The sequence below is a fragment of the Lelliottia jeotgali genome (assembly GCF_977070485.1).
The window spans coordinates 11,806-29,657 of record NZ_CDRVFO010000009.1 but is presented as its reverse complement, the minus strand read 5'-3'; the positions used below and the strand labels follow the sequence as shown (position 1 = coordinate 29,657).

Below are 17,852 nucleotides of genomic sequence, written 5' to 3'. Positions count from 1 at the left end.
ATGCAGAGCCTGTTGCCGTTGAACCGCACACCACTGGAGCGGGCCATCGAAACCGCTGCCGACGAAGACCTTAGGGCCAGCCTGCGCCTGCTCTATAACCCCGACACCTGCCCATCCCACTTGCTCTACCAGTTGGCCTGGGCCTGGTCGGTGGACCGCTGGGAAGATAGCTGGAGCGAGGTGATCAAGCGCTCGGTAATCCGCTCGGCGTTCTTCGTCCATGCCCATAAAGGCACCTTGGGTGCGCTCAGGCGGGTGGTTGAGCCGTTTGGCTACCTGATCGAGGTGAAGGAGTGGTGGCAGGTTACACCGCCGGCGCCGGCAGGCACTTTCGCTTTGAAGATCGGCGTTACCGATGCCGGCATCAGCGAAAGCACCTACCAGGAGTTGTCGTCGCTGATCGACGACGCCCGGCCGGTCAGCCGCCACCTCACCGGCCTGGTCATCAGTCTTGAAAGCCGTGGCGCGCTTCATGTCGGCTGCGCCATCCAGGATGGCGACGAACTGGACATCTATCCGCCGGCGCCTCGTGACATTGAGGTTGTGGGCACCATCGGCCGCGGCGGCCGCGAACATACAATCGATACCTTGGACATTGCACATGGTTGACCAGACTTCTCAGTTCTACGCCATCCTTACTAACGTGGGCGCGGCGAAACAAGCAAACGCGGATGCTTTGGGCATCGCGTGGAAAATCACTCAAATGGGCGTAGGTGACGCCAACGGTACAGACCCGACTCCCAATGCCACTCAGACCAGCCTCATCAACGAATGGCGCCGTGCGCCGTTGAATCAGCTTAAGGTGGATGACAATAACAACGCGATCATCATTGCCGAGCAGGTCATCCCTGCTGACGTCGGCGGTAAGTGGATTCGTGAGATCGCGCTTTATGATGCCGATGGCGACATGGTTGCTGTGGCCAACTGCGCGCCGACCTATAAACCGTTGCTAAGCCAAGGCTCAGGACGTACCCAGGTGGTGCGAATGAACTTGGTGGTCAGCAGTGCTAGTAATGTGCAGCTGAAAATTGACCCGGCCGTAGTGCTGGCTACCCGAGAGTGGGTGACCGAGGAGTTGGCCAGGCAGGATTTCAAGCATTCGGTGCTGGCGGCGACTACCGCCAATATCCCGCTGAACGGGTTGCAGACGGTCGACGGGGTGGCGCTGACCGCCGGCGCACGGGTCTTGGTGAAGAACCAGACAATTGGTAAGGATAATGGTCTGTACCTTGTGGTGGCGGGCGGGCCCTGGGCACGCTGCAGCGACGCGGATACCAGCGCCAAGGTGACACCGGGCATGCTGGTGCTGGTCGAGCGCGGCGCGCTGAACGGCAACAGCGCTTGGCAGCTGCTGACCGATGCGCCGATTACCTTGGGCGTCACCGCCTTGGCCTATGAAATGGCATTTGGACGTAGTGGTGTAGCCGCTGGCACCTATCGCAGTGTGTCGGTAGATGCCTACGGCCGGGTAACCGCAGCGACCAGCCCGAGCACGGTGGTGGGTTATGGCCTGACAGACGTGTACACAAAGACCCAGGTTGACACAGCTGTGGCGGTTAAGGCGCCGCTGGCTAGTCCGACGTTCACTGGCGTGCCAGCGGCACCTACTGCTGCGACCGGAACCGATACTACGCAATTGGCTAACACCTCTTTCGTGCACGCAGCCATTACAGCGGCCGGGCCGGTGTTCAATAATTCTGATGATGTCACCGACTGGAATGCGGTTATCGCCTCCGGATGGAATCCGAAAATTCTAGGCCGTAACAACGCCAACTCCCCAGGCCAGGAAGTGTCGTACTGGTACTGCCTAGTACTGTCCTACGGCGGGGGCAGCATCACCCAGGTAGCATTTCCCTACGGGGCGGGAACCCTCAACGGTGGAATCAAAACTCGTAGCCGCTACCAAGGCACATGGAATGACTGGGTTACTCCGTATACCAATACGAACGTTGCATCGGTCATCAAGAGCCTAATGGCTGCTACCACTTCAGCAGCAGCACTTGCCGCTATTGGCGCCGCGCCGGTGGTCAGCCCTGTGTTCACGGGCGTTGCAGCTGCACCTACTTCAGATCAATTCGATAGCACGACCAAAATCGCTACTACTGAGTTCGTGCAGCGAGCTATAGGCGGTTACCAAAATGGCTACGCCTATACGACGGCTGGCCAAACAATTACTGCTTCGCGTGTGAATTGTCTAATCAACTTGAATACGGCGGCGTCCAACATCACGCTCCCACTACTTTCCAGTGTGCCTATTGGTTCGAAGGTTTATATCCGTGCAAGTAATACCGCCACTATCAAAGCCCAAGGCACAGACGTGATTTATGTCAATACCGCAAAGACCACTGAGTCGTGGGTGGAAGTTGGTCGCAACAGCAATATCACCCTGATTTCTGCAGGTGCCATATGGTTCATAGCTGGCAACGCCTCGCTGACTCATGACACGAGCTTATTCGGCGTACTTAAAGGCAGCAATGGCTATCAAAAGCTGCCTAGCGGACTGATTTTGCAGTGGTGTAACGGCCAGATCGCTGCCGCTCAGGGCTCGGCCCGCATCACCCTCCCCGAAACGTACACGACAAGCCTTGTCGCCTATTCCTTGGGTACCGCTAATGCAGGCCACTGGGTTACCGGGCAGAACGCAAGTACTAGCGGTATAGACGTCATCGCCCGGACAGTGAGCGGGGGAAGCATCATTGTTCCCTCCGGCATTGTTGGATACACCTCAATCTTCATCGGGTACTGATCTATGACTGTTCAATTCTTCGCCTCTAAAAGCACCAGAGGGTTTTACAGCTCTGATTCAGCCAGCAGCATTCCAGTCGATGCCGTGGAAATCACAGAAGCATACCGAAATCAATTGCTCGAAGGTGAGCGAGCAGGGAGGGTGATTGTCTGGGGGGACAGCGAGCCTTTCCTGGAGGACCCACCGCCTCCAACCGGGGAGGAGCTGGCGGTGGTTGAGCGCCGCTGGCGCGATATGCAATTGCTGGCTACTGACGGGATTGTGGCGCGTCATCGTGATGAACGTGATATCGGCGGACCCACTACCCTGAACACTGCCCAGTTTTCGGAACTTCTGGAGTACCGGCAAGACCTGCGCAACTGGCCTCAGGCTGATGCGTTTCCTCTCTGCATGCGAGGCCGACCGCCGGCGCCTGAGTGGATTGCTCAGTTGACCAATGACGCCCCCGCCTGAAGGGGCGTTTTCTTTTCCGCTGTACCACATGGCCCTGCACTGCGGGGCCTTTTCACATCTGGAGTAAACATGGCTGGATTCTTTCATGGCGTTACCGTAACTAACATCGACACAGGCGCGCGCACTATCGCCTTGCCGTCCTCCTCGATCATCGGCCTTGTCGATACCTTCACCGAGAGTGCTGATGCCACGGCGAAGGCCAACGATCTCGTACTGATCACCAGCGAACGCGAAGCTGTCGCCGCCTTCGGTGAAAACGCGGCCATTACCCAGGCCTGCCGCGCCGTATATTCCCGAGCGAAGGCGGTCATCGTCGCCTGTGGTGTGCTCAAGCTCGAAGATCCCGCCGAGCAGACTTCGGCGATCATCGGGACCGTGCAGGCTGACGGGAAACGCACTGGCCTGCAGGCGCTGCTCGACGGCAAGAGCCGTTACAACGCTCAACCACGGTTGCTGGTGGCGCCACGCCACAGTGCGACCCTGGCCGTGGGCACCGCACTGGTAGCCCTGGCCGACAAGCTGCGCGGTATTGCCATCATCGACGGCCCTAATACCACCGATGAGGCGGCCATCGACTACGCCAAGAACTTCGGCGCCAAGCGTGCCTTTTTGGTCGACCCAGGTGTGCAGTACTGGGACAACGTCGAGCAAGCCACTGTCAATGGGCCGGGGTCGGCCTGGGGCGCCGGCTTGTTTGCCTGGACCGACAGTGAATACGGCTTTTGGGCGTCCCCATCGAACAAGGAGTTCGTCGGTATCAGCGGTACAACGCGCCCGGTGGAGTTCCTCGACGGCGATGACAGCTGCCGAGCCAACCTGCTGAACAACGCCAACATCGTCACCATCATCCGGGACGACGGCTTCCGCCTGTGGGGCAATCGCACCCTGTCGAGCGACCCGAAATGGGCCTTCGTCACCCGTGTACGAACCATGGATATCGTCATGGACGCAATCCTTTACGGGCATAAGTGGGCGGTCGACCGCTCCATTACTGCGACCTACGTCAAGGACGTCACCGAAGGTCTACAGGCTTTCATGCGCGATCTGAAGAACCAAGGCGCGATCATCAACTTCGAGGTTTTCGCTGACCCGGAGCTGAACACCTCCAGCCAGCTGGAGCAGGGCAAGGTGTACTGGAACATCCGCTTCACCGACGTGCCGCCTGCTGAAAACCCCAATTTCCGCGTTGAAGTCACTAACCAGTGGCTGACCGAAGTCCTCGATTCCGCCGCTTAAGGAGCGCACTTTCATGGCAATGATCCCCGAAACCCTGGCCAACCTGAACCTGTTTGTCGACGGTGTCAGCTTCCAGGGCGATGTTCCCAGCCTGACCCTGCCCAAACTCACGCTGAAGATGGAAGAGTACCGTCCTGGTGGCATGGACATGCCCGTCGAGATGGACCTTGGCATGGAGAAGCAGGAAGCCGCCTTCACCACGACCGGCGTGCGCCGTGAGGCGTTGAGGTTCTTTGGCCTTGCCGATGGCAGCGGCTTCAATGGCACGTTCCGCGGCGCCTTCAAGGGCCTCAAGGGCAAGATTACCCCAGTGGTGGTCACACTGCGTGGCTCGCTCAAGGAGATCGACATGGGCGACTGGAAGTCCGGCGACAAGGCCGAGATCAAGCACAGTGTCGGCCTGACCTACTACAAGCTCGAAGTCGATGGCCGCCTGGTTTATGAGATCGACGCGCTGGGCATGAAGCGTGTGATCGACGGCGTCGACCAACTGGCCGCTCAGCGCGCTGCGTTGGGCCTGTAGGGAGGTGATCATGGCTCTAGCAAAAAAAACTCCGCAATGGCTGACTCTGAGCGCCGAGCGCGTCACCGTCCGCCTCTCCCGCGCCAGCGAGGTCAATGGCGTGCAGGTCGACAGCCTGTCACTCCGGGCACCGACCGTACGTGATATCCGCAATGCCCAGACCGGGGGGACCGCTGACGAGGAGCAGCGCGAACTGAACCTGTTCGCATCGCTGGCAGAGGTAGGCATCAATGACCTTGAGGGGCTTGCGCTCAAGGACTACAGCCGCCTGCAGGCGGGGTACTTTCGCCTGGTGCAGGACGACGAATTTTGACCCGGCCCGGCAGAAGGTCGCCGCCCGGCGGCTGGCCAAGGAGCTGAACTTTCCAGCGAGCGAAATCATGACCATGTCGTACAGCGACATGGTCTGGTGGCTCACGGAGTGAAAGGAGAAAAGCATGGCGAACAACTCAGCGGCAACAGATGCGTCGCAACAGCCACTCTCTGACCCTGAGCACGACCGGATCAACCTTGCGCAGGTATTCAGTCATCAAAACCGAATACTTGGGCGCGTTGTGCGGTCGCTGAGGCAAGGGGCACCAGTGAGCGAGGACGCCGAATCGTCTATCGTGCCCATGGTCGAGGTTGTAGATGGTGCGGGCGCAGATACCTTGGAGCAGAACAGTAAAGGCCGGGCGAGCCCTGTTGCCGGGCCTTTCTCGATAGGTGAAGCCTCCAGGAGGCGACCACCACTTGTCGAACATGATGATTACCCCCTGGGCGCCGATGCTACACCTTCGACCGAGCCAGGCCATGGCTCTCGGCAACGCGGTTCACAAACATTGGTCGCCGCAAAGGCGGCGGCTCGGGACGTGAGGCTGGGTGCGCTACTGAAGGTAGGTTCCACCGCAGCTACTGCTTCGACTGCTCAAGAATGGGGTGAAGGGCTGGGAGGTGCGACTGGAGGCTTTGCAGGAAGTGTGCTAGGTGCAGCCTTGAGCAAGTACGCCGGTAGAAATGCCGAATATGGCAAGGTGGTGGGGGGCTTCTTTGGCGAAAAAGTGGGGGCGGCGCTTGGTAAGCGTGTTGCTCCTCACTCCGAACCGGGGGTACTAGGAGAGGTTGCTGCGCCTACCACGACCGCCCCATCGACGGAAGCTGAAACCTCGCAGAGTTCACTCGGGCAAGGCATGCTGACTGGTGTGAGCATTGGCTCCATTGCGCGCGCTCATCAGTCCGGTAAACAGTCTTCAGCGATGAACTGGAATAGGCTGAAGGGCTGGTTGGGCAAAGGCAGCCCCGCAGCCAATGATCCTTATCCTCTCGGGGCAGATGCAGGCCCTTCTCCTACAGAGATCGGTAAACGTGCGCCGCCTTGGAGGACGGTTGGCGAAGTCTTCAAGGAGGAAGGCAAGAGTGTTTTGCTGGAAGCGGCCCTGAAGGCAGGACACACCTACGCGACTGCCAAGACAGCAGAGGAGGCTTGGGCCGGCTACGGCGGTGCTATTGGAGGACTGGGCGGTTCAGTTGCAGGGGCAGTGGTGCTCAAAAGGATCTTGCCTTTTGTAAGCCCGTCAGTGGGTACCACGCTTGGGGGGGAGGTCGGTGACAAGGCCGGTACCGCGCTTGGCGGTTGGCTCGCGCGGAAACTGTCCAAGGACGAGCCCCATCCACCTGCAAGTACTCCCTTGCCAGCCGTTTCTCTTCTGGCTTCGCCCAAGCCGCTCGTCACGCCAATTCCGACCAACGAGTTGTTTGGCCTTCAGCTAGGTACGGTAACTGTCAAACGCCTGTTGTCGACGCCGGAACTGGCGCGACAAAAGTGGGTGGCTAAGCGCTCTTTGCCGCAGGTGTCACTGCTGGACACGCCCAAGCATTCGCTCACCCCCCTGCCTCAGACGGCGTTTCTTGAAGAGCAGGTCGGTACCCGGATCACCAGGCACCTGCTGGCACACCCCGCTGCGGCTCAGCCCAGGGCAGTCCAGCCGCAGCGGCCGGCGCCAGTGTCGCTGCTCCGGCCTGCCTCACCCGAGGCGTTGAATGAAGCAGCAGGCGATCGTCTATTCCCCTTGCGCGCACCCCCGGCGGCACCCGCACTTCCAGACCCTGACGGTCCCTTGCCCCCTCAGGCCAAACAGTCTCCGCCGATCGCTCAACATTACACCTTCAACGCCAACCTGCCGGTAACGATCAACGGCTGCCTCGACGATCCGGCCGTCCTGCAACGGTTGGAGGCGATGGTGCAACGCACGCTACAGGAGCTGATCAGCCGCAAGGCGGCTACGCAGCTTTCTGATCCCATCTACGCGTGAGGATATTTCATGACCTATCTGGAACAGCTCCAAGGCGCCTTGCATGCGCTGGTCAAGGCAGGCGAGGAGGGGCGTCGACGTGCCGACGCCATGCTCGAACCGATGGCCCAGGCGGTCGACCATGCCAAGGAGGCAGCCGCTGAACTCGAAGCTCTGCCATGGATCGGCCCGGAGATAGGCAAACGCCTGCAACGTACAATGCGCGCCATCGACTCTGCCAAGCAGCGTGTTGACATGGTGATCGCCAAGTACAACCAGTCCTTCGAGGTGGTGCGCAAGGTGCGTGATCGCGTCAATGCCTTCGCCGAGCATCTGGGCAAGGCGGGTACGGCAATCCGCCGCGTGATTGGCGATGTGCGGGCGCTGGCCAGCGGCGTGCTGTCGACTTTTGGCTTGGTACCTCAGGCCACTCCTGCGGCAGAGGCGATCACACCGTTTGCGCATCTGCTGGTGCTGCAGCCATTGAAGGCAAACGCGCCACCGTACTATTTCAACCTCGATACCGCCGCCTTCGACCAGTTGCGCCGGCAAACCCGTTTCCGCTGGGCTGCCCAGGAGCGCCTGGCCCGTGCCACCGCGCAGCAAGCGGTCAGCCTGGGCGAAGAAACCATCAGCATCCGTGGCGCCATCTTCCCCGGTTTCAAGGGGGGAGTGGGGCAGTTGCAGGCGCTGCGAAGCATCGGCCGTCAGCTTTTGCCATTGTCGTTGACCACAGGCTACGGCGAAGTGCTCGGCACTTGGTGCATGACCAGCATCGAAGAAGAGCAGGGCGCCTTTCTGGCCGGTGGCATTCCTCGCAAACAAGGCTTTTCACTGGAGTTCGTGAGTTATGGACAAGACTTGCAAAACATCTGAAGGAGATGTGCTCGACACCCTCTGCCACCACTATTACGGGCACCTCAATGGCAGCGTGGAGGCGGTGCTGCAAGCCAATCAGGGGTTGGCAGACGAGGCCCAGCCGTTTCGCAGCGGGGTGATGATTCGCTTGCCAACGTTGACGCTGGCGCCGGCCAACGTCGTACAGCTCTGGGACTGAGGCCATGCAACCGCAATTTCGCATCCAGGCCGATGGCCAGGACATTACTTCGTTGATCAATGATCGTCTGTTGCTATTGCGCACCACTGACAAGCCTGGGTTGGAGTCGGACGACTTCGAGTTACGCATCGATGCGCGAGACGGCACCGTGGCGTTGCTTGCCCGTGGCGCGGTGATTGAGGTGCATATGGGCTACGCCGGTCAACCGCTGACCCGGTTGGGGCGTTACACCGTCGATGAGGTGGAGCTGTTCGGTCCACCGGACACCCTGTTGATTCGCGGTAAGGCAAGTGACTTGAGCGGCAGCGGCAGAACCGTGCGCAGTGGCAGTTGGGAGGTAGTGACGCTGCAACGCATAGTCGCCGAGATTGGAGCGCGTAATGGCTGGCAGGCGATCTGCCCGGTGCTTATTCAGGTACCGCGCGTCGACCAGTACAACGAATCGGATTTCAACTTCATCACCCGCCTGGCCCGCCAGTATGACTGCACCGCCAAACTGGCCAACAGCCAGTTGCTGGTGCTGCCACGCCAGGCGGGGCGCAGCGCCAGTGGCAAGCCCCTGGACGTGGTCGGCATCGCCCATCACCAGGTCAGCCAGTGGCATTTGCGGCTGGACGACAAGGCGGGGCGCCAGGCTGTGCGTACTCGCCATCAGGATACTGCCAGTGGTGAATCGAAGACCCTCGAACTGGTCAATGCCGAGGCTGGAGGCGCCCAGCGGCCGGTGCATACGGACCGACACCTTTACCCCAACCGTGCTGCAGCCGAACAGGCGGCCAGGGCGCGGCTAGCCAGTTTCAATCGCGAAAGCGCCAGTGTGCGCCTGGATCTGCCTGGGCGCACCGACCTGTTTGCCGAGCGCAGCATCGATTTGCATGGCTTTGTCGAGGGTATGAACGGGCAGTATCAGATCGACTCGGTGGAGCAGGTATTCACCCTGTTGGGCTGGCGTACAACCGTACAGGGGAATGGTGGCAAGGCAGGCAAGTTGAAGGCCAGAGGCCCCGCCCCGCGTCGTGAGGCAGTGACCAAGGCCTGAGGAATGAACCACGCAAGGAGGTCAGATATGCTTACAGAAGCGCAATTGCTACAGATTTTGCCCAACGCCCGTTATGTCGCAGGTGTTTTTCTTCCTGCGCTGAACATCACCCTGCCACGTTGGGAGATCGATAACCCCAAGCGGTTGGCTGCGTTCATCGCCCAGGTCGGCCATGAGTCCAGCCAGTTACGTTATGTGAAGGAACTGGGCAGCAATAGCTACCTGGCCCGTTACGACACTGGAAGCGTGGCCCGGCGCCTGGGCAATACACCGCAGGAGGACGGCGACGGCCAGTTTTATTGTGGACGGGGCCTGATCCAGGTGACCGGTCGCAGCAACTACCAGGCCTGTAGTCGGGCATTGTTCAACGACGAGCGTCTGCTAGCCCAGCCGCAACTGCTGGAGCAGCCGCGCTGGGCGTGTGAGTCAGCGGCGTGGTTCTGGCATTCCCGGGGGTTGAATGGGTTGGCGGACCTGGGCGAGTTCAACCGTATCACGCGCCATATAAATGGTGGGTTGAACGGGCTGGAGGATCGCTTGAAGCTCTGGGCGCGGGCGCGTGAGGTGCTGTGTTGAGTCGACTGCGCTTGGGGCTAAGTGTACTTTTGATTCTGTTGTACACAGCGTTGGTATGGCAGACCCAGAACTGGCGCTATGGCCGGCTGTTGGCGCAGCAGGCGCAAGCCCAAGCCGTGGCGATGGCGACCAGGGTGCTTGAGGTGCGCGAGCAAAACCAGCGCCTGGAGCGGCAGTTGCATGAGAGTGAAACCCGTCATTACCAGGAGTTGAGCAATGCGCAACAGTCCCAGGCTCGCCTGCGTGATCGCCTGGCTACTGCCGATGTGCGGTTGTCAGCCTTGGTCGAGCGCGACGCCGCTTGTGCCGCAGTGCCTACCGCCGCCGGCGCCGGCGGCGTGGATCATGCATCCGTACGCGCCCGCCTTGAGCCGGCGCATGCTGCACGAATTATCGCCATCACCGATGAGGGCGACCGAGGATTGATGGCGTTGCGGGCTTGCCAGGATTATGTGCGGGGATTGCTGCGCTGAGCGGAGGCATGAAGTAGCAACGACTATCCCGATCAACCACCTCAAATGCTAGGGTGTCGCTCAGCCTCTTCCAGGAGTTGCCCATGGACCCGATTACCGTTCTCTCCGCCCGGCTGGGCGAACACCTGCGCCGCTTCAGCGCCCAGGTCACCACCGCCGAATCCTGCACCGGCGGCGGCATCGCCGAAGCCATTACCCGCGTACCTGGCAGCTCCGCCTGGTTCGAGGCCGGCTATGTCACCTACTCCAACGCTCAGAAGACTCGCCAGCTTGGGGTCCCCGAACCTTTGTTCGCCCAAGTCGGTGCAGTCAGCCAGGAAGTGGTCGAAGCCATGGTTCGCGGCGCCCAGGCGGCCAGCGGTGCGCGTTTCGCCGTGGCAGTCAGTGGCGTGGCCGGGCCCGATGGTGGCTCGCCGGCCAAACCGGTTGGCACCGTGTGGCTGGCATGGGCCGATGGCAGCCACGTGAGCAGTGAGCGTCGCCACTTCGACGGCGACCGCGAAGCAGTGCGCCGACAGACGGTAATCGCTGCGTTAGACGGCTTGTTACAGCTTGGTGCCGAGTAAATCGACGACAGGGGTTTGCTCAAACGCTTCCCTGTGGAATAATACTGGCTACTTATACAGGTATTGCGGCCATCAGGGCCAAGTCGAACACGTGAGGATTTCAATGGACGACAACAAGAAGCGCGCCTTGGCTGCGGCCCTGGGTCAGATCGAACGCCAATTCGGCAAAGGCGCGGTCATGCGCATGGGCGATCACGAGCGTACCGGCATTCCGGCCATTTCTACCGGCTCCCTGGGCCTGGACATCGCTCTGGGCATCGGCGGCCTGCCAAAAGGCCGTATCGTCGAGATCTATGGCCCGGAGTCTTCGGGTAAAACCACGCTGACCCTGTCGGTCATCGCCGAAGCCCAGAAAAGCGGCGCTACCTGCGCCTTCGTCGACGCCGAGCACGCTCTCGACCCTGAGTACGCCGGCAAACTGGGCGTCAACGTCGACGACCTGCTGGTTTCGCAGCCGGATACCGGCGAGCAGGCACTGGAAATCACCGACATGCTGGTGCGTTCCAATGCCGTTGACGTAATCATCGTCGACTCCGTGGCCGCCCTGGTGCCCAAGGCAGAAATCGAAGGCGAGATGGGTGACATGCACGTTGGCCTCCAGGCCCGTCTGATGTCCCAGGCGCTGCGCAAGATCACCGGTAACATCAAGAACGCCAACTGCCTGGTCATCTTCATCAACCAGATCCGTATGAAGATCGGTGTGATGTTCGGCAGCCCGGAAACCACCACCGGTGGTAACGCCCTGAAGTTCTACGCCTCGGTGCGCCTGGATATCCGTCGTACTGGTGCAGTCAAGGAAGGCGACGAAGTCGTCGGCAGCGAAACCCGCGTCAAGATCGTCAAGAACAAGGTCTCGCCGCCGTTCCGTCAGGCTGAGTTCCAGATTCTTTACGGTAAGGGTATCTACCGTAACGGCGAAATCATTGACTTGGGTGTCTCCCAAGGGTTGGTCGAGAAGTCTGGTGCCTGGTATGCCTATCAGGGCAACAAGATCGGCCAAGGCAAGGCTAACGCGGCCAAGTACCTGCAAGAGAACCCGGCCATTGGTGCCGAGATCGAGAAGCAGATTCGTGAGAAGCTGCTCAAGGCGGGTGTTGTTGCCGAAGCAGGCAAGGCTGCTGCAGCTGATGCCAAAGCCGACGACGTGGCTGACGCCGACGCCGGTTATTGATAGCTGCTTGGCCGATCATGTCCGTCGTACTCGACACCCCCGTCGCCGTTCGGCGGACAGCCATGGACCTGCTTGCGCGCCGCGAGCATGGTCGCGTTGAGCTGACGCGCAAACTACGTCAGCGCGGCGCTACGGATGAGTTGATCGAGCTCGCGCTCGATCGGCTCGCCGAAGAAGGGCTGCTCAGCGAGGCTCGCTATCTCGAAAGCTTCATCAGGTATCGTTCCAATGCGGGCTATGGCCCAGCGCGTATTCGCGAGGAACTTGGCCAGCGTGGCCTGAACCGTGTCGATGTCGACCAGGCACTGCGTGACTGTGGTGTGAACTGGGCGGAGCGGCTGCAGGAGGCCTGGCAGCGCAAATATGCCGGGCAACTTCCGCATGACCCCCGCACCCGTGCCCAGCAGACGCGATTTCTCGCTTACCGTGGGTTTCCCATGGACATGATCGGCCGCCTGCTCAGCGGCCGAGACTTGGACGACTACTGATTTAACAGCCACATCGCAGGCGCATTCAGCTGACCTTCAACGCCTCCCGCGCCCGCTGCGTGGTATGCATCGGTTGCGGCTTTGCCCAGTTCTCCGACAGGTTGATGAAATCCACCAGCTCACGCAGACGCCCTTGATTACGCCCATTGAAGGCAAAGGTCAGGCGGGTCAGATGGTTGTAGTTGCCTACTTCATGTTCCGCGCCACTGTCGGCATGTTGGAAGTACTTACCGCTGAGTCGTAAATCGGCAAAGGCTTCCTGAATCTCATGCAGAGCCGCGTCGCTGAGCCGATGGTGCATGCGGATCACAAACTGGTTCTTCAGCCAGCGGCTGGAGTGGTAGTTGCTGTAGAACTGGTTGATCTCCTCCACTGCCTCGTCGGCACTGTGTACCAGGCGTACCAGCTTGAGGTCGCTGGGCAGGATGTAGCGGTTTTCTTCCAGTTGCCTGCTGATGAAGTCCAGGCAGTCGTGCCAGAAGCTGCCACCTGGTGAGTCAAGCAGGACCACCGGTACCAGTGGGCTCTTGCCAGTCTGAATCAGCGTCAGTACTTCCAGTGCCTCATCGAGCGTGCCGAAACCTCCTGGGCAAAGGACCAAGGCGTCGGCTTCCTTGACGAAGAACAGCTTGCGAATGAAGAAAAAGTGGAAGGGCAGCAGCTTGTCAGTGCCGTCCACTGTCGGGTTGGCGTGTTGTTCGAAAGGGAGGGTGATGTTGAAGCCCAGGCTATGGTCGCTACCCGCGCCTTCGTGCGCTGCGGCCATGATGCCGCCGCCCGCGCCGGTAATGACCATCAGGTCGGAGCGGGCCAGTGTAGCACCCAGTTCGCGGGCCAAGGCATACATCGGGTGTTCCAGCGGTGTGCGCGCCGAGCCGAAAACCGTGACCTTGCGCCGGCCCTTGTAGCGTTGCAGGCTGCGGAAGGAGTGGTCCAGCTCCCGAAGGGCCTGCAAGGTGATCTTGGCACTCCAGCGATCGGTGTCGTCATGGGCCATGCGCAGGATGGTCAGCATCATGTCACGGTACAGTGGCAGGTTGGGGCTATCCGGTGCGACCAGTTGCAGTTGTTCGTCCAGCTTGCTCAGGTCGATTCCACTGTCCCTGAAATGATTGAACAGATACTCATTGGGTTGGTAAGGCATTCAACGTCTCCTTTTGCAGCAAAACCTCTGACCGAGCTGATGGCTGGGCTCGGCCGCGACACTACGTGCGTCGCTGGCTGCTCTGGCTCGAGTGTGCGTCCCGAGCATTGCAGTAGGCCTTCAAGGCCCTGATGCAGTGCGTAATTCATCTTGTCGTTTTTGTGCGCTTCGCTATCAATCTAGACCCTCGCGCCACTTCGTGCAGGCACTATCACTGCGGCCACTCGTCGGCACGCGGCCATTGATGGCAAGGGTTTGGTTAACTGGAGAAGCGAAACGTGTCGATGCAGGAGGTGGCGGTATGCATCGCTTGGTCATAAGGGTAGACCGGCAGCTCTATCAGCGGCTGGAACATGCGGCACAGGTTCATCATGTGAGCCTGGAGGCGGAGTGCGTGCGGCGGTTGGCTGCGTTGGAATGCCAGTCACCTTACCTGCAGGCGCTTCTGGCAGAGATGCGCGCCGAGGAGGAGCCGCGGCGCGCTGAGGATGAGCGGGTCAGTTGATTACTTCTTCTTGTTTCCGGCAGTGCAGCTGGCAGCGTCAAAGGCCTGGTCCATGACCGGTTGGTTGGTCTTGTAGACGGTGAAGCGATAGACCATCACGGCGCCTTTTGACATCAGGTTGCGGTAACCGCTGTTCCGGCAGACGCTGTCACCCAGCTGGCTGCGCACTTGCTCTGCGTTTTGCTGCATGCGTGCGGCGTGCTCGGCGCGCACGCTCAGGTGGTTCACCAGTGCCTTGCCTTCAACGGTATAGCCCTGGTCGAGGATATCTTCGTTGATGGCTCGAGGGGTGCCGACGCTGCTTTCCTTGGCGACCTTTTCCAGCATCTTGTTCAGCTCGAACTCCTGCTTGGAGGCCGCCTGGGCTGCCAGTGGCAGGGTGAGCAACAGGCTCAGGGTCGGGACGATAAGACGCAGCATGAATCTCTCCTGGTTCGGTGACTGGCGCTTCGACATGCGCAGACGGCTGGTGTTCCATGAAGCCCGCAGAATCGCGGGCAGGCTCGCGGCCACCAAAACGCTGATTATAAAGGACCAGCCCGTCCAGCTGCACTGCAAATGACGCCCGCTCTGATAGACTGGCGCTTTGTTTTCATCGAGTTATCGCAGTGTCCAGTCACAACCTGTCCCGAGGCTTGCCAGCATGAGCCATGCGGTAGCGCGCCTGCGCGCCGAACGGCTGGCCCGCAGCATCAAGCCGTTCATTGCTCGTGGCTCACGTGCCGAACGTTGCCCTGACTGTCGGGTTATCGCCACCCATTGTCTGTGCGCCTGGAAGCCAAAGGTGCAGGCCGACTCTGGTGTATGCCTGTTGATGCATGATACCGAGCCATTGAAACCGACCAACACCGGCTGGCTGATCGCCGACCTGATCGAAGATACTTCTGCCTTTGGCTGGTTGCGCACATCGGTGGACGAGCGTTTGTTGGCCTTGCTGGCAGACCCGCAGTGGCAGCCGTACATCGTCTTCCCTGGCGAATTCGTCGCCCAGGAGCGGGTTGTCAGCGAGGTGGTACGTGAGCCGGGCAAGCGCCCGTTGTTCATCCTGCTGGATGCGACCTGGACCGAAGCGCGCAAGATGTTCCGCAAGAGCCCCTACCTTGAGCGCTTCCCGGTGCTGAGCCTGCAAGCTGAGCAGATGTCGCGCTATCGCTTGCGCCGCTCAAAGCGCGATGATCATTTCTGCACTGCGGAGGTTGCTGCCATGTGCTTGGACCTTGCGGGTGACAACCAAGCCTCCCAAGCCCTGGATGCGTACCTGGATGTGTTCAGCCTGCACTACCTCAGTGGCAAGCGTCGCCTGCCACTGGACGAGCAGGACGCTACCCACCAGCGTTTGCATACCTTCCTATAGTCCAAGGGGCACAAGCCCCACTTTGGTTCATAATGACGGGGCTGGCGGCCAGGATGAAGCGAGGCGGCAGGGCGAGTGGTTTGACCAGCCCTGCCGTGCTCGGCACCTTGGCGCCGATTCCCCGCCGGGCGTTATTACTCCGCCGCTGCGCCTGGCACAGAACAGGATCCTTAGATCGATGGCCATGTACGAAATCCTGATTGCCGATGACCACCCGCTGTTTCGTAGCGCTTTGCGCCAGGCCGTCACCCTCGGCCTGGGCGCGGATGTGCGCCTGGTCGAGGTGGCGAGCATCGCCGAGCTGGAAAGTCGACTGAGCGAAAAAGCCGACTGGGACCTGGTCCTGCTGGACCTGAACATGCCGGGCGCCTATGGTTTCTCCGGGCTGGTTCTGCTGCGTGGCCAGTACCCTCAGATCCCGGTGGTAATGGTCTCGGCCCAGGAAGAGGCTGCCGTTGTAGTCAAGTCCCGCGAGTTCGGGGCCAGTGGGTTCATTCCGAAGTCCAGTGGGCTGGAAGTGATTCAGGATGCAGTGAGGAAGGTGCTCGATGGCGACGTCTGGTGGCCGCCTCAGGCATTTGAAAGGGTCGATGTCTCGGCCGAGGCCAAAGCCGCCAGCGAAGGCCTGGCCAGCCTCACCCCGCAGCAATTTCGCGTGCTGACCATGGTCTGTGAAGGCCTGCTGAACAAACAGATCGCCTATGAGCTGAATGTGTCGGAAGCGACCATCAAGGCCCATGTGACGGCGATCTTCCGAAAGCTGGGAGTGCGCACGCGAACTCAGGCGGCCTTGCTGCTGCAACAACTTGAATCGGTTGCGAGCAGCTAACTGCTTGCAGCTTCACGCTTTTTTGACTCGCTTTGGCCTAGTCTGCTGGCCTTTCATCGGTGAAGTGACGCACATGTCGCCATTCAAAGGCCAGACCGGCCTCAAACGTATCTTCAATGCCGCCGGCTATTCGCTGGACGGCCTGCGCGCTGCCTTCAAGGGCGAGGCTGCTTTCCGTCAACTGGTACTGCTCAATGTGCTGCTGATCCCGATTGCCTTCTGGCTGCCGGTAAGCCGAGCAGAACGGGCCATCATGATCGCTGTGTGCCTGCTCGGGCTGATCGTCGAACTGTTCAACTCGGCGGTGGAGGCGGCCATTGACCGCATCTCGCTGGAGCGCCATCCGCTTTCGAAAAACGCCAAAGACATGGGCAGCGCTGCGCAACTGGTGGCAATGACTATGGTGGCGTTGGTCTGGGGCGTTATCCTGCTCTAAGCGATCGGCGGCAGAACAATTTCGTCACTGCGGGTAAAGCCTGCGGTGAAGTTGCGGCACAACTCGAGAAACTCGCGCATGGCCGAGGTCTGGTATTTCTGTTTGTGCCAGATGAAGTAAAACTGGCGCATCAGGTCCAGCTCCGGGGTTTCGACCGGCACCAGGCTGCCACGCCGGAAGGCATCGCGCAGGGCCAAGCGCGATATGCAGCCAATTCCCAGGCCCGATTCCACGGCACGCTTGATCGCCTCGGTGTGCTCCAGCTCCAGGCGAATGTTCAGGTTGGCGCGATGATGCCGCATGGCCTGATCGAATGTCAGGCGGGTGCCGGAGCCTTGTTCGCGAAGAATCCAGGCTTCCTGGGACAGGCTTTCGATATCTGCGCGGCCCACCTTGGCCAGCGGGTGTTGCGGCGCGCAGAACACCACCAGCTCATCCTCAACCCAAGGCTGTACCTCCAGGTCCGGATGGTTGCAGTCGCCTTCGATCAGACCCAGATCAATTTCGTATTGTGCAACCTGGTGCACGATATGGGCTGTGTTCTGCACGTGCAGCTTGACTTGGCTTTCCGGGTGTACCTGCATGAAGCTGCCGATCAGCAAGGTAGCCAGGTAGTTGCCAATGGTCAGTGTGGCGCCGACTGCCAGTGAGCCAAAACCGGACTTGCCGTTGAGCAGGTCTTCGATCTCCTTGGCCTGGTCGAGCAGCGCAACCGCTTGCGGCAGCAGCTGATGCCCCAAGGCGTTGAGGGCCAGGCGTTTACCTGCGCGGTCGAACAACTGGCAGCTCGATTGCCGCTCCAGTTCAGTGATGGACGTGCTGGCAGCCGACTGCGACAGGGCCAGCACACTGGCGGCTCGAGAGACGCTTTGATGCTGGGCCACGGCGACGAATACCTGTAGCTGACGAAGTGTGAATCGCATATCTATATAACCGATAACACATATCTTGATAATTCAGTTAACAGATATTGTCGCTGCCCCTAA

At 60.2% G+C, this 17,852-nt stretch carries 24 protein-coding genes; 20 read left to right on the top strand and 4 right to left on the bottom strand.

Going from position 1 to position 17,852, the window contains the following annotated elements:
* The 6 genes from ACW4TB_RS15015 (at position 1) to ACW4TB_RS14990 (ending at position 5,271) form a co-directional block, all read left to right on the top strand.
* On the top strand, positions 1 to 609 hold the full coding sequence (locus ACW4TB_RS15015) for a phage tail protein I (RefSeq protein ID WP_012315863.1): 609 nt from the start codon (positions 1 to 3) through the stop codon (positions 607 to 609).
* Positions 602 to 2,746, top strand: coding sequence for a phage tail-collar fiber domain-containing protein (locus ACW4TB_RS15010; RefSeq protein WP_012315862.1), 2,145 nt, complete (start codon positions 602 to 604; stop codon positions 2,744 to 2,746). Before ACW4TB_RS15015 ends, ACW4TB_RS15010 begins: the two co-directional genes overlap by 8 nt.
* Positions 2,747 to 2,749: 3 nt before the next feature.
* Complete coding sequence (locus ACW4TB_RS15005) at positions 2,750 to 3,199, top strand: hypothetical protein (RefSeq protein WP_012315861.1); 450 nt, start codon at positions 2,750 to 2,752, stop codon at positions 3,197 to 3,199.
* Positions 3,200 to 3,268: 69 nt separating this feature from the next.
* Positions 3,269 to 4,435, top strand: a complete 1,167-nt coding sequence (locus ACW4TB_RS15000) for a phage tail sheath subtilisin-like domain-containing protein (protein WP_012315860.1) — start codon at positions 3,269 to 3,271, stop codon at positions 4,433 to 4,435.
* 13 nt (positions 4,436 to 4,448) lie between these two features.
* Positions 4,449 to 4,958, top strand: coding sequence for a phage major tail tube protein (locus ACW4TB_RS14995; RefSeq protein ID WP_012315859.1), 510 nt, complete (start codon positions 4,449 to 4,451; stop codon positions 4,956 to 4,958).
* A 10-nt stretch (positions 4,959 to 4,968) separates the two neighbouring features.
* On the top strand, positions 4,969 to 5,271 hold the full coding sequence (locus ACW4TB_RS14990; RefSeq protein ID WP_012315858.1) for a phage tail assembly protein: 303 nt from the start codon (positions 4,969 to 4,971) through the stop codon (positions 5,269 to 5,271).
* Positions 5,272 to 5,407: 136 nt separating this feature from the next.
* On the opposite strand, the gene ACW4TB_RS14985 is transcribed toward ACW4TB_RS14990, so the two are convergent.
* On the bottom strand, positions 5,408 to 5,701 hold the full coding sequence (locus tag ACW4TB_RS14985; protein ID WP_150105135.1) for a hypothetical protein: 294 nt from the start codon (positions 5,699 to 5,701) through the stop codon (positions 5,408 to 5,410).
* Between the two features lie 231 nt (positions 5,702 to 5,932).
* Between ACW4TB_RS14985 and ACW4TB_RS14980 the strand changes: the two genes are divergently transcribed.
* From ACW4TB_RS14980 to recX, 9 genes are all read left to right on the top strand, one after another.
* On the top strand, positions 5,933 to 7,249 hold the full coding sequence (locus tag ACW4TB_RS14980) for a hypothetical protein (protein ID WP_279931000.1): 1,317 nt from the start codon (positions 5,933 to 5,935) through the stop codon (positions 7,247 to 7,249).
* 9 nt (positions 7,250 to 7,258) lie between these two features.
* Entirely contained in the window at positions 7,259 to 8,104 is an 846-nt protein-coding gene (locus ACW4TB_RS14975) for a phage tail protein (protein WP_012315856.1), read from the top strand.
* Positions 8,079 to 8,285, top strand: coding sequence for a tail protein X (locus ACW4TB_RS14970; RefSeq protein ID WP_012315855.1), 207 nt, complete (start codon positions 8,079 to 8,081; stop codon positions 8,283 to 8,285). Before ACW4TB_RS14975 ends, ACW4TB_RS14970 begins: the two co-directional genes overlap by 26 nt.
* A 4-nt stretch (positions 8,286 to 8,289) precedes the next feature.
* Positions 8,290 to 9,324, top strand: a complete 1,035-nt coding sequence (locus tag ACW4TB_RS14965) for a phage late control D family protein (RefSeq protein ID WP_279930998.1) — start codon at positions 8,290 to 8,292, stop codon at positions 9,322 to 9,324.
* A 27-nt stretch (positions 9,325 to 9,351) separates the two neighbouring features.
* Positions 9,352 to 9,900, top strand: a complete 549-nt coding sequence (locus tag ACW4TB_RS14960) for a glycoside hydrolase family 19 protein (protein ID WP_012315853.1) — start codon at positions 9,352 to 9,354, stop codon at positions 9,898 to 9,900.
* A gap of 29 nt (positions 9,901 to 9,929) precedes the next feature.
* Positions 9,930 to 10,373: a lysis system i-spanin subunit Rz gene (locus ACW4TB_RS14955; protein WP_279930995.1), complete on the top strand. Its 444-nt coding sequence runs from the start codon at positions 9,930 to 9,932 to the stop codon at positions 10,371 to 10,373.
* An 83-nt stretch (positions 10,374 to 10,456) separates the two neighbouring features.
* The gene (locus ACW4TB_RS14950; RefSeq protein WP_012315851.1) at positions 10,457 to 10,939 is read left to right on the top strand and encodes a CinA family protein; all 483 of its coding nucleotides are present in this window, start codon (positions 10,457 to 10,459) and stop codon (positions 10,937 to 10,939) included.
* A 97-nt stretch (positions 10,940 to 11,036) separates the two neighbouring features.
* Complete coding sequence (gene recA, locus ACW4TB_RS14945; protein ID WP_455843014.1) at positions 11,037 to 12,110, top strand: recombinase RecA; 1,074 nt, start codon at positions 11,037 to 11,039, stop codon at positions 12,108 to 12,110.
* A gap of 17 nt (positions 12,111 to 12,127) precedes the next feature.
* A complete protein-coding gene (gene recX, locus ACW4TB_RS14940; RefSeq protein WP_254466322.1) occupies positions 12,128 to 12,598 on the top strand; it encodes a recombination regulator RecX in 471 nt (156 codons plus the stop codon).
* Positions 12,599 to 12,623: 25 nt separating this feature from the next.
* Here the strand turns inward: recX and ACW4TB_RS14935 are convergent, their stop codons facing one another.
* Positions 12,624 to 13,742: an LOG family protein gene (locus tag ACW4TB_RS14935; RefSeq protein ID WP_279930990.1), complete on the bottom strand. Its 1,119-nt coding sequence runs from the start codon at positions 13,740 to 13,742 to the stop codon at positions 12,624 to 12,626.
* Between the two features lie 301 nt (positions 13,743 to 14,043).
* Between ACW4TB_RS14935 and ACW4TB_RS14930 the strand changes: the two genes are divergently transcribed.
* Positions 14,044 to 14,247 carry a hypothetical protein gene (locus ACW4TB_RS14930; protein ID WP_279930988.1) on the top strand — a complete coding sequence of 68 codons (204 nt, stop codon included), beginning with the start codon at positions 14,044 to 14,046 and terminating at the stop codon, positions 14,245 to 14,247.
* Here ACW4TB_RS14930 and ACW4TB_RS14925 read toward each other — a convergent pair whose 3' ends face one another.
* A complete protein-coding gene (locus ACW4TB_RS14925; protein ID WP_012315846.1) occupies positions 14,248 to 14,667 on the bottom strand; it encodes a quorum-sensing-regulated virulence factor family protein in 420 nt (139 codons plus the stop codon). It abuts the gene before it with no gap.
* Here ACW4TB_RS14925 and ACW4TB_RS14920 point away from each other — a divergent pair.
* From ACW4TB_RS14920 to ACW4TB_RS14905, 4 genes are all read left to right on the top strand, one after another.
* Positions 14,666 to 14,809, top strand: a complete 144-nt coding sequence (locus tag ACW4TB_RS14920) for a hypothetical protein (RefSeq protein WP_190273315.1) — start codon at positions 14,666 to 14,668, stop codon at positions 14,807 to 14,809. The genes ACW4TB_RS14925 and ACW4TB_RS14920 overlap by 2 nt on opposite strands.
* A gap of 81 nt (positions 14,810 to 14,890) precedes the next feature.
* Complete coding sequence (locus ACW4TB_RS14915; RefSeq protein ID WP_254466319.1) at positions 14,891 to 15,601, top strand: tRNA-uridine aminocarboxypropyltransferase; 711 nt, start codon at positions 14,891 to 14,893, stop codon at positions 15,599 to 15,601.
* A 178-nt stretch (positions 15,602 to 15,779) separates the two neighbouring features.
* Positions 15,780 to 16,430, top strand: coding sequence for a response regulator transcription factor ErdR (gene erdR, locus ACW4TB_RS14910; RefSeq protein WP_012315844.1), 651 nt, complete (start codon positions 15,780 to 15,782; stop codon positions 16,428 to 16,430).
* A 73-nt stretch (positions 16,431 to 16,503) separates the two neighbouring features.
* Complete coding sequence (locus ACW4TB_RS14905) at positions 16,504 to 16,866, top strand: diacylglycerol kinase (protein WP_279930983.1); 363 nt, start codon at positions 16,504 to 16,506, stop codon at positions 16,864 to 16,866.
* Here the strand turns inward: ACW4TB_RS14905 and finR are convergent.
* Complete coding sequence (finR, locus tag ACW4TB_RS14900) at positions 16,863 to 17,789, bottom strand: LysR family transcriptional regulator FinR (protein ID WP_046787961.1); 927 nt, start codon at positions 17,787 to 17,789, stop codon at positions 16,863 to 16,865. The genes ACW4TB_RS14905 and finR overlap by 4 nt on opposite strands.
* Positions 17,790 to 17,852 lie beyond the last annotated feature (63 nt).

Bases quoted from the DNA above. Each gene is read 5' to 3' on its own strand.
- ACW4TB_RS15005 (WP_012315861.1), top strand. From the start codon at position 2,750: ATGACTGTTCAATTCTTCGCCTCTAAAAGCACCAGAGGGTTTTACAGC.
- ACW4TB_RS14975 (WP_012315856.1), top strand. From the start codon at position 7,259: ATGACCTATCTGGAACAGCTCCAAGGCGCCTTGCATGCGCTGGTCAAG.
- ACW4TB_RS14990 (WP_012315858.1), top strand. From the start codon at position 4,969: ATGGCTCTAGCAAAAAAAACTCCGCAATGGCTGACTCTGAGCGCCGAG.
- ACW4TB_RS14935 (WP_279930990.1), bottom strand. From the start codon at position 13,742: ATGCCTTACCAACCCAATGAGTATCTGTTCAATCATTTCAGGGACAGT.
- ACW4TB_RS14950 (WP_012315851.1), top strand. From the start codon at position 10,457: ATGGACCCGATTACCGTTCTCTCCGCCCGGCTGGGCGAACACCTGCGC.
- erdR (WP_012315844.1), top strand. From the start codon at position 15,780: ATGGCCATGTACGAAATCCTGATTGCCGATGACCACCCGCTGTTTCGT.
- ACW4TB_RS14965 (WP_279930998.1), top strand. From the start codon at position 8,290: ATGCAACCGCAATTTCGCATCCAGGCCGATGGCCAGGACATTACTTCG.
- ACW4TB_RS14920 (WP_190273315.1), top strand. From the start codon at position 14,666: ATGAATCTCTCCTGGTTCGGTGACTGGCGCTTCGACATGCGCAGACGG.
- ACW4TB_RS14995 (WP_012315859.1), top strand. From the start codon at position 4,449: ATGGCAATGATCCCCGAAACCCTGGCCAACCTGAACCTGTTTGTCGAC.
- finR (WP_046787961.1), bottom strand. From the start codon at position 17,789: ATGCGATTCACACTTCGTCAGCTACAGGTATTCGTCGCCGTGGCCCAG.
- ACW4TB_RS14925 (WP_012315846.1), bottom strand. From the start codon at position 14,667: ATGCTGCGTCTTATCGTCCCGACCCTGAGCCTGTTGCTCACCCTGCCA.
- ACW4TB_RS15010 (WP_012315862.1), top strand. From the start codon at position 602: ATGGTTGACCAGACTTCTCAGTTCTACGCCATCCTTACTAACGTGGGC.
- recX (WP_254466322.1), top strand. From the start codon at position 12,128: ATGTCCGTCGTACTCGACACCCCCGTCGCCGTTCGGCGGACAGCCATG.
- ACW4TB_RS14905 (WP_279930983.1), top strand. From the start codon at position 16,504: ATGTCGCCATTCAAAGGCCAGACCGGCCTCAAACGTATCTTCAATGCC.
- ACW4TB_RS14960 (WP_012315853.1), top strand. From the start codon at position 9,352: ATGCTTACAGAAGCGCAATTGCTACAGATTTTGCCCAACGCCCGTTAT.
- ACW4TB_RS14985 (WP_150105135.1), bottom strand. From the start codon at position 5,701: ATGTTCGACAAGTGGTGGTCGCCTCCTGGAGGCTTCACCTATCGAGAA.
- ACW4TB_RS15015 (WP_012315863.1), top strand. From the start codon at position 1: ATGCAGAGCCTGTTGCCGTTGAACCGCACACCACTGGAGCGGGCCATC.
- ACW4TB_RS14915 (WP_254466319.1), top strand. From the start codon at position 14,891: ATGAGCCATGCGGTAGCGCGCCTGCGCGCCGAACGGCTGGCCCGCAGC.
- ACW4TB_RS15000 (WP_012315860.1), top strand. From the start codon at position 3,269: ATGGCTGGATTCTTTCATGGCGTTACCGTAACTAACATCGACACAGGC.
- ACW4TB_RS14970 (WP_012315855.1), top strand. From the start codon at position 8,079: ATGGACAAGACTTGCAAAACATCTGAAGGAGATGTGCTCGACACCCTC.
- ACW4TB_RS14930 (WP_279930988.1), top strand. From the start codon at position 14,044: ATGCATCGCTTGGTCATAAGGGTAGACCGGCAGCTCTATCAGCGGCTG.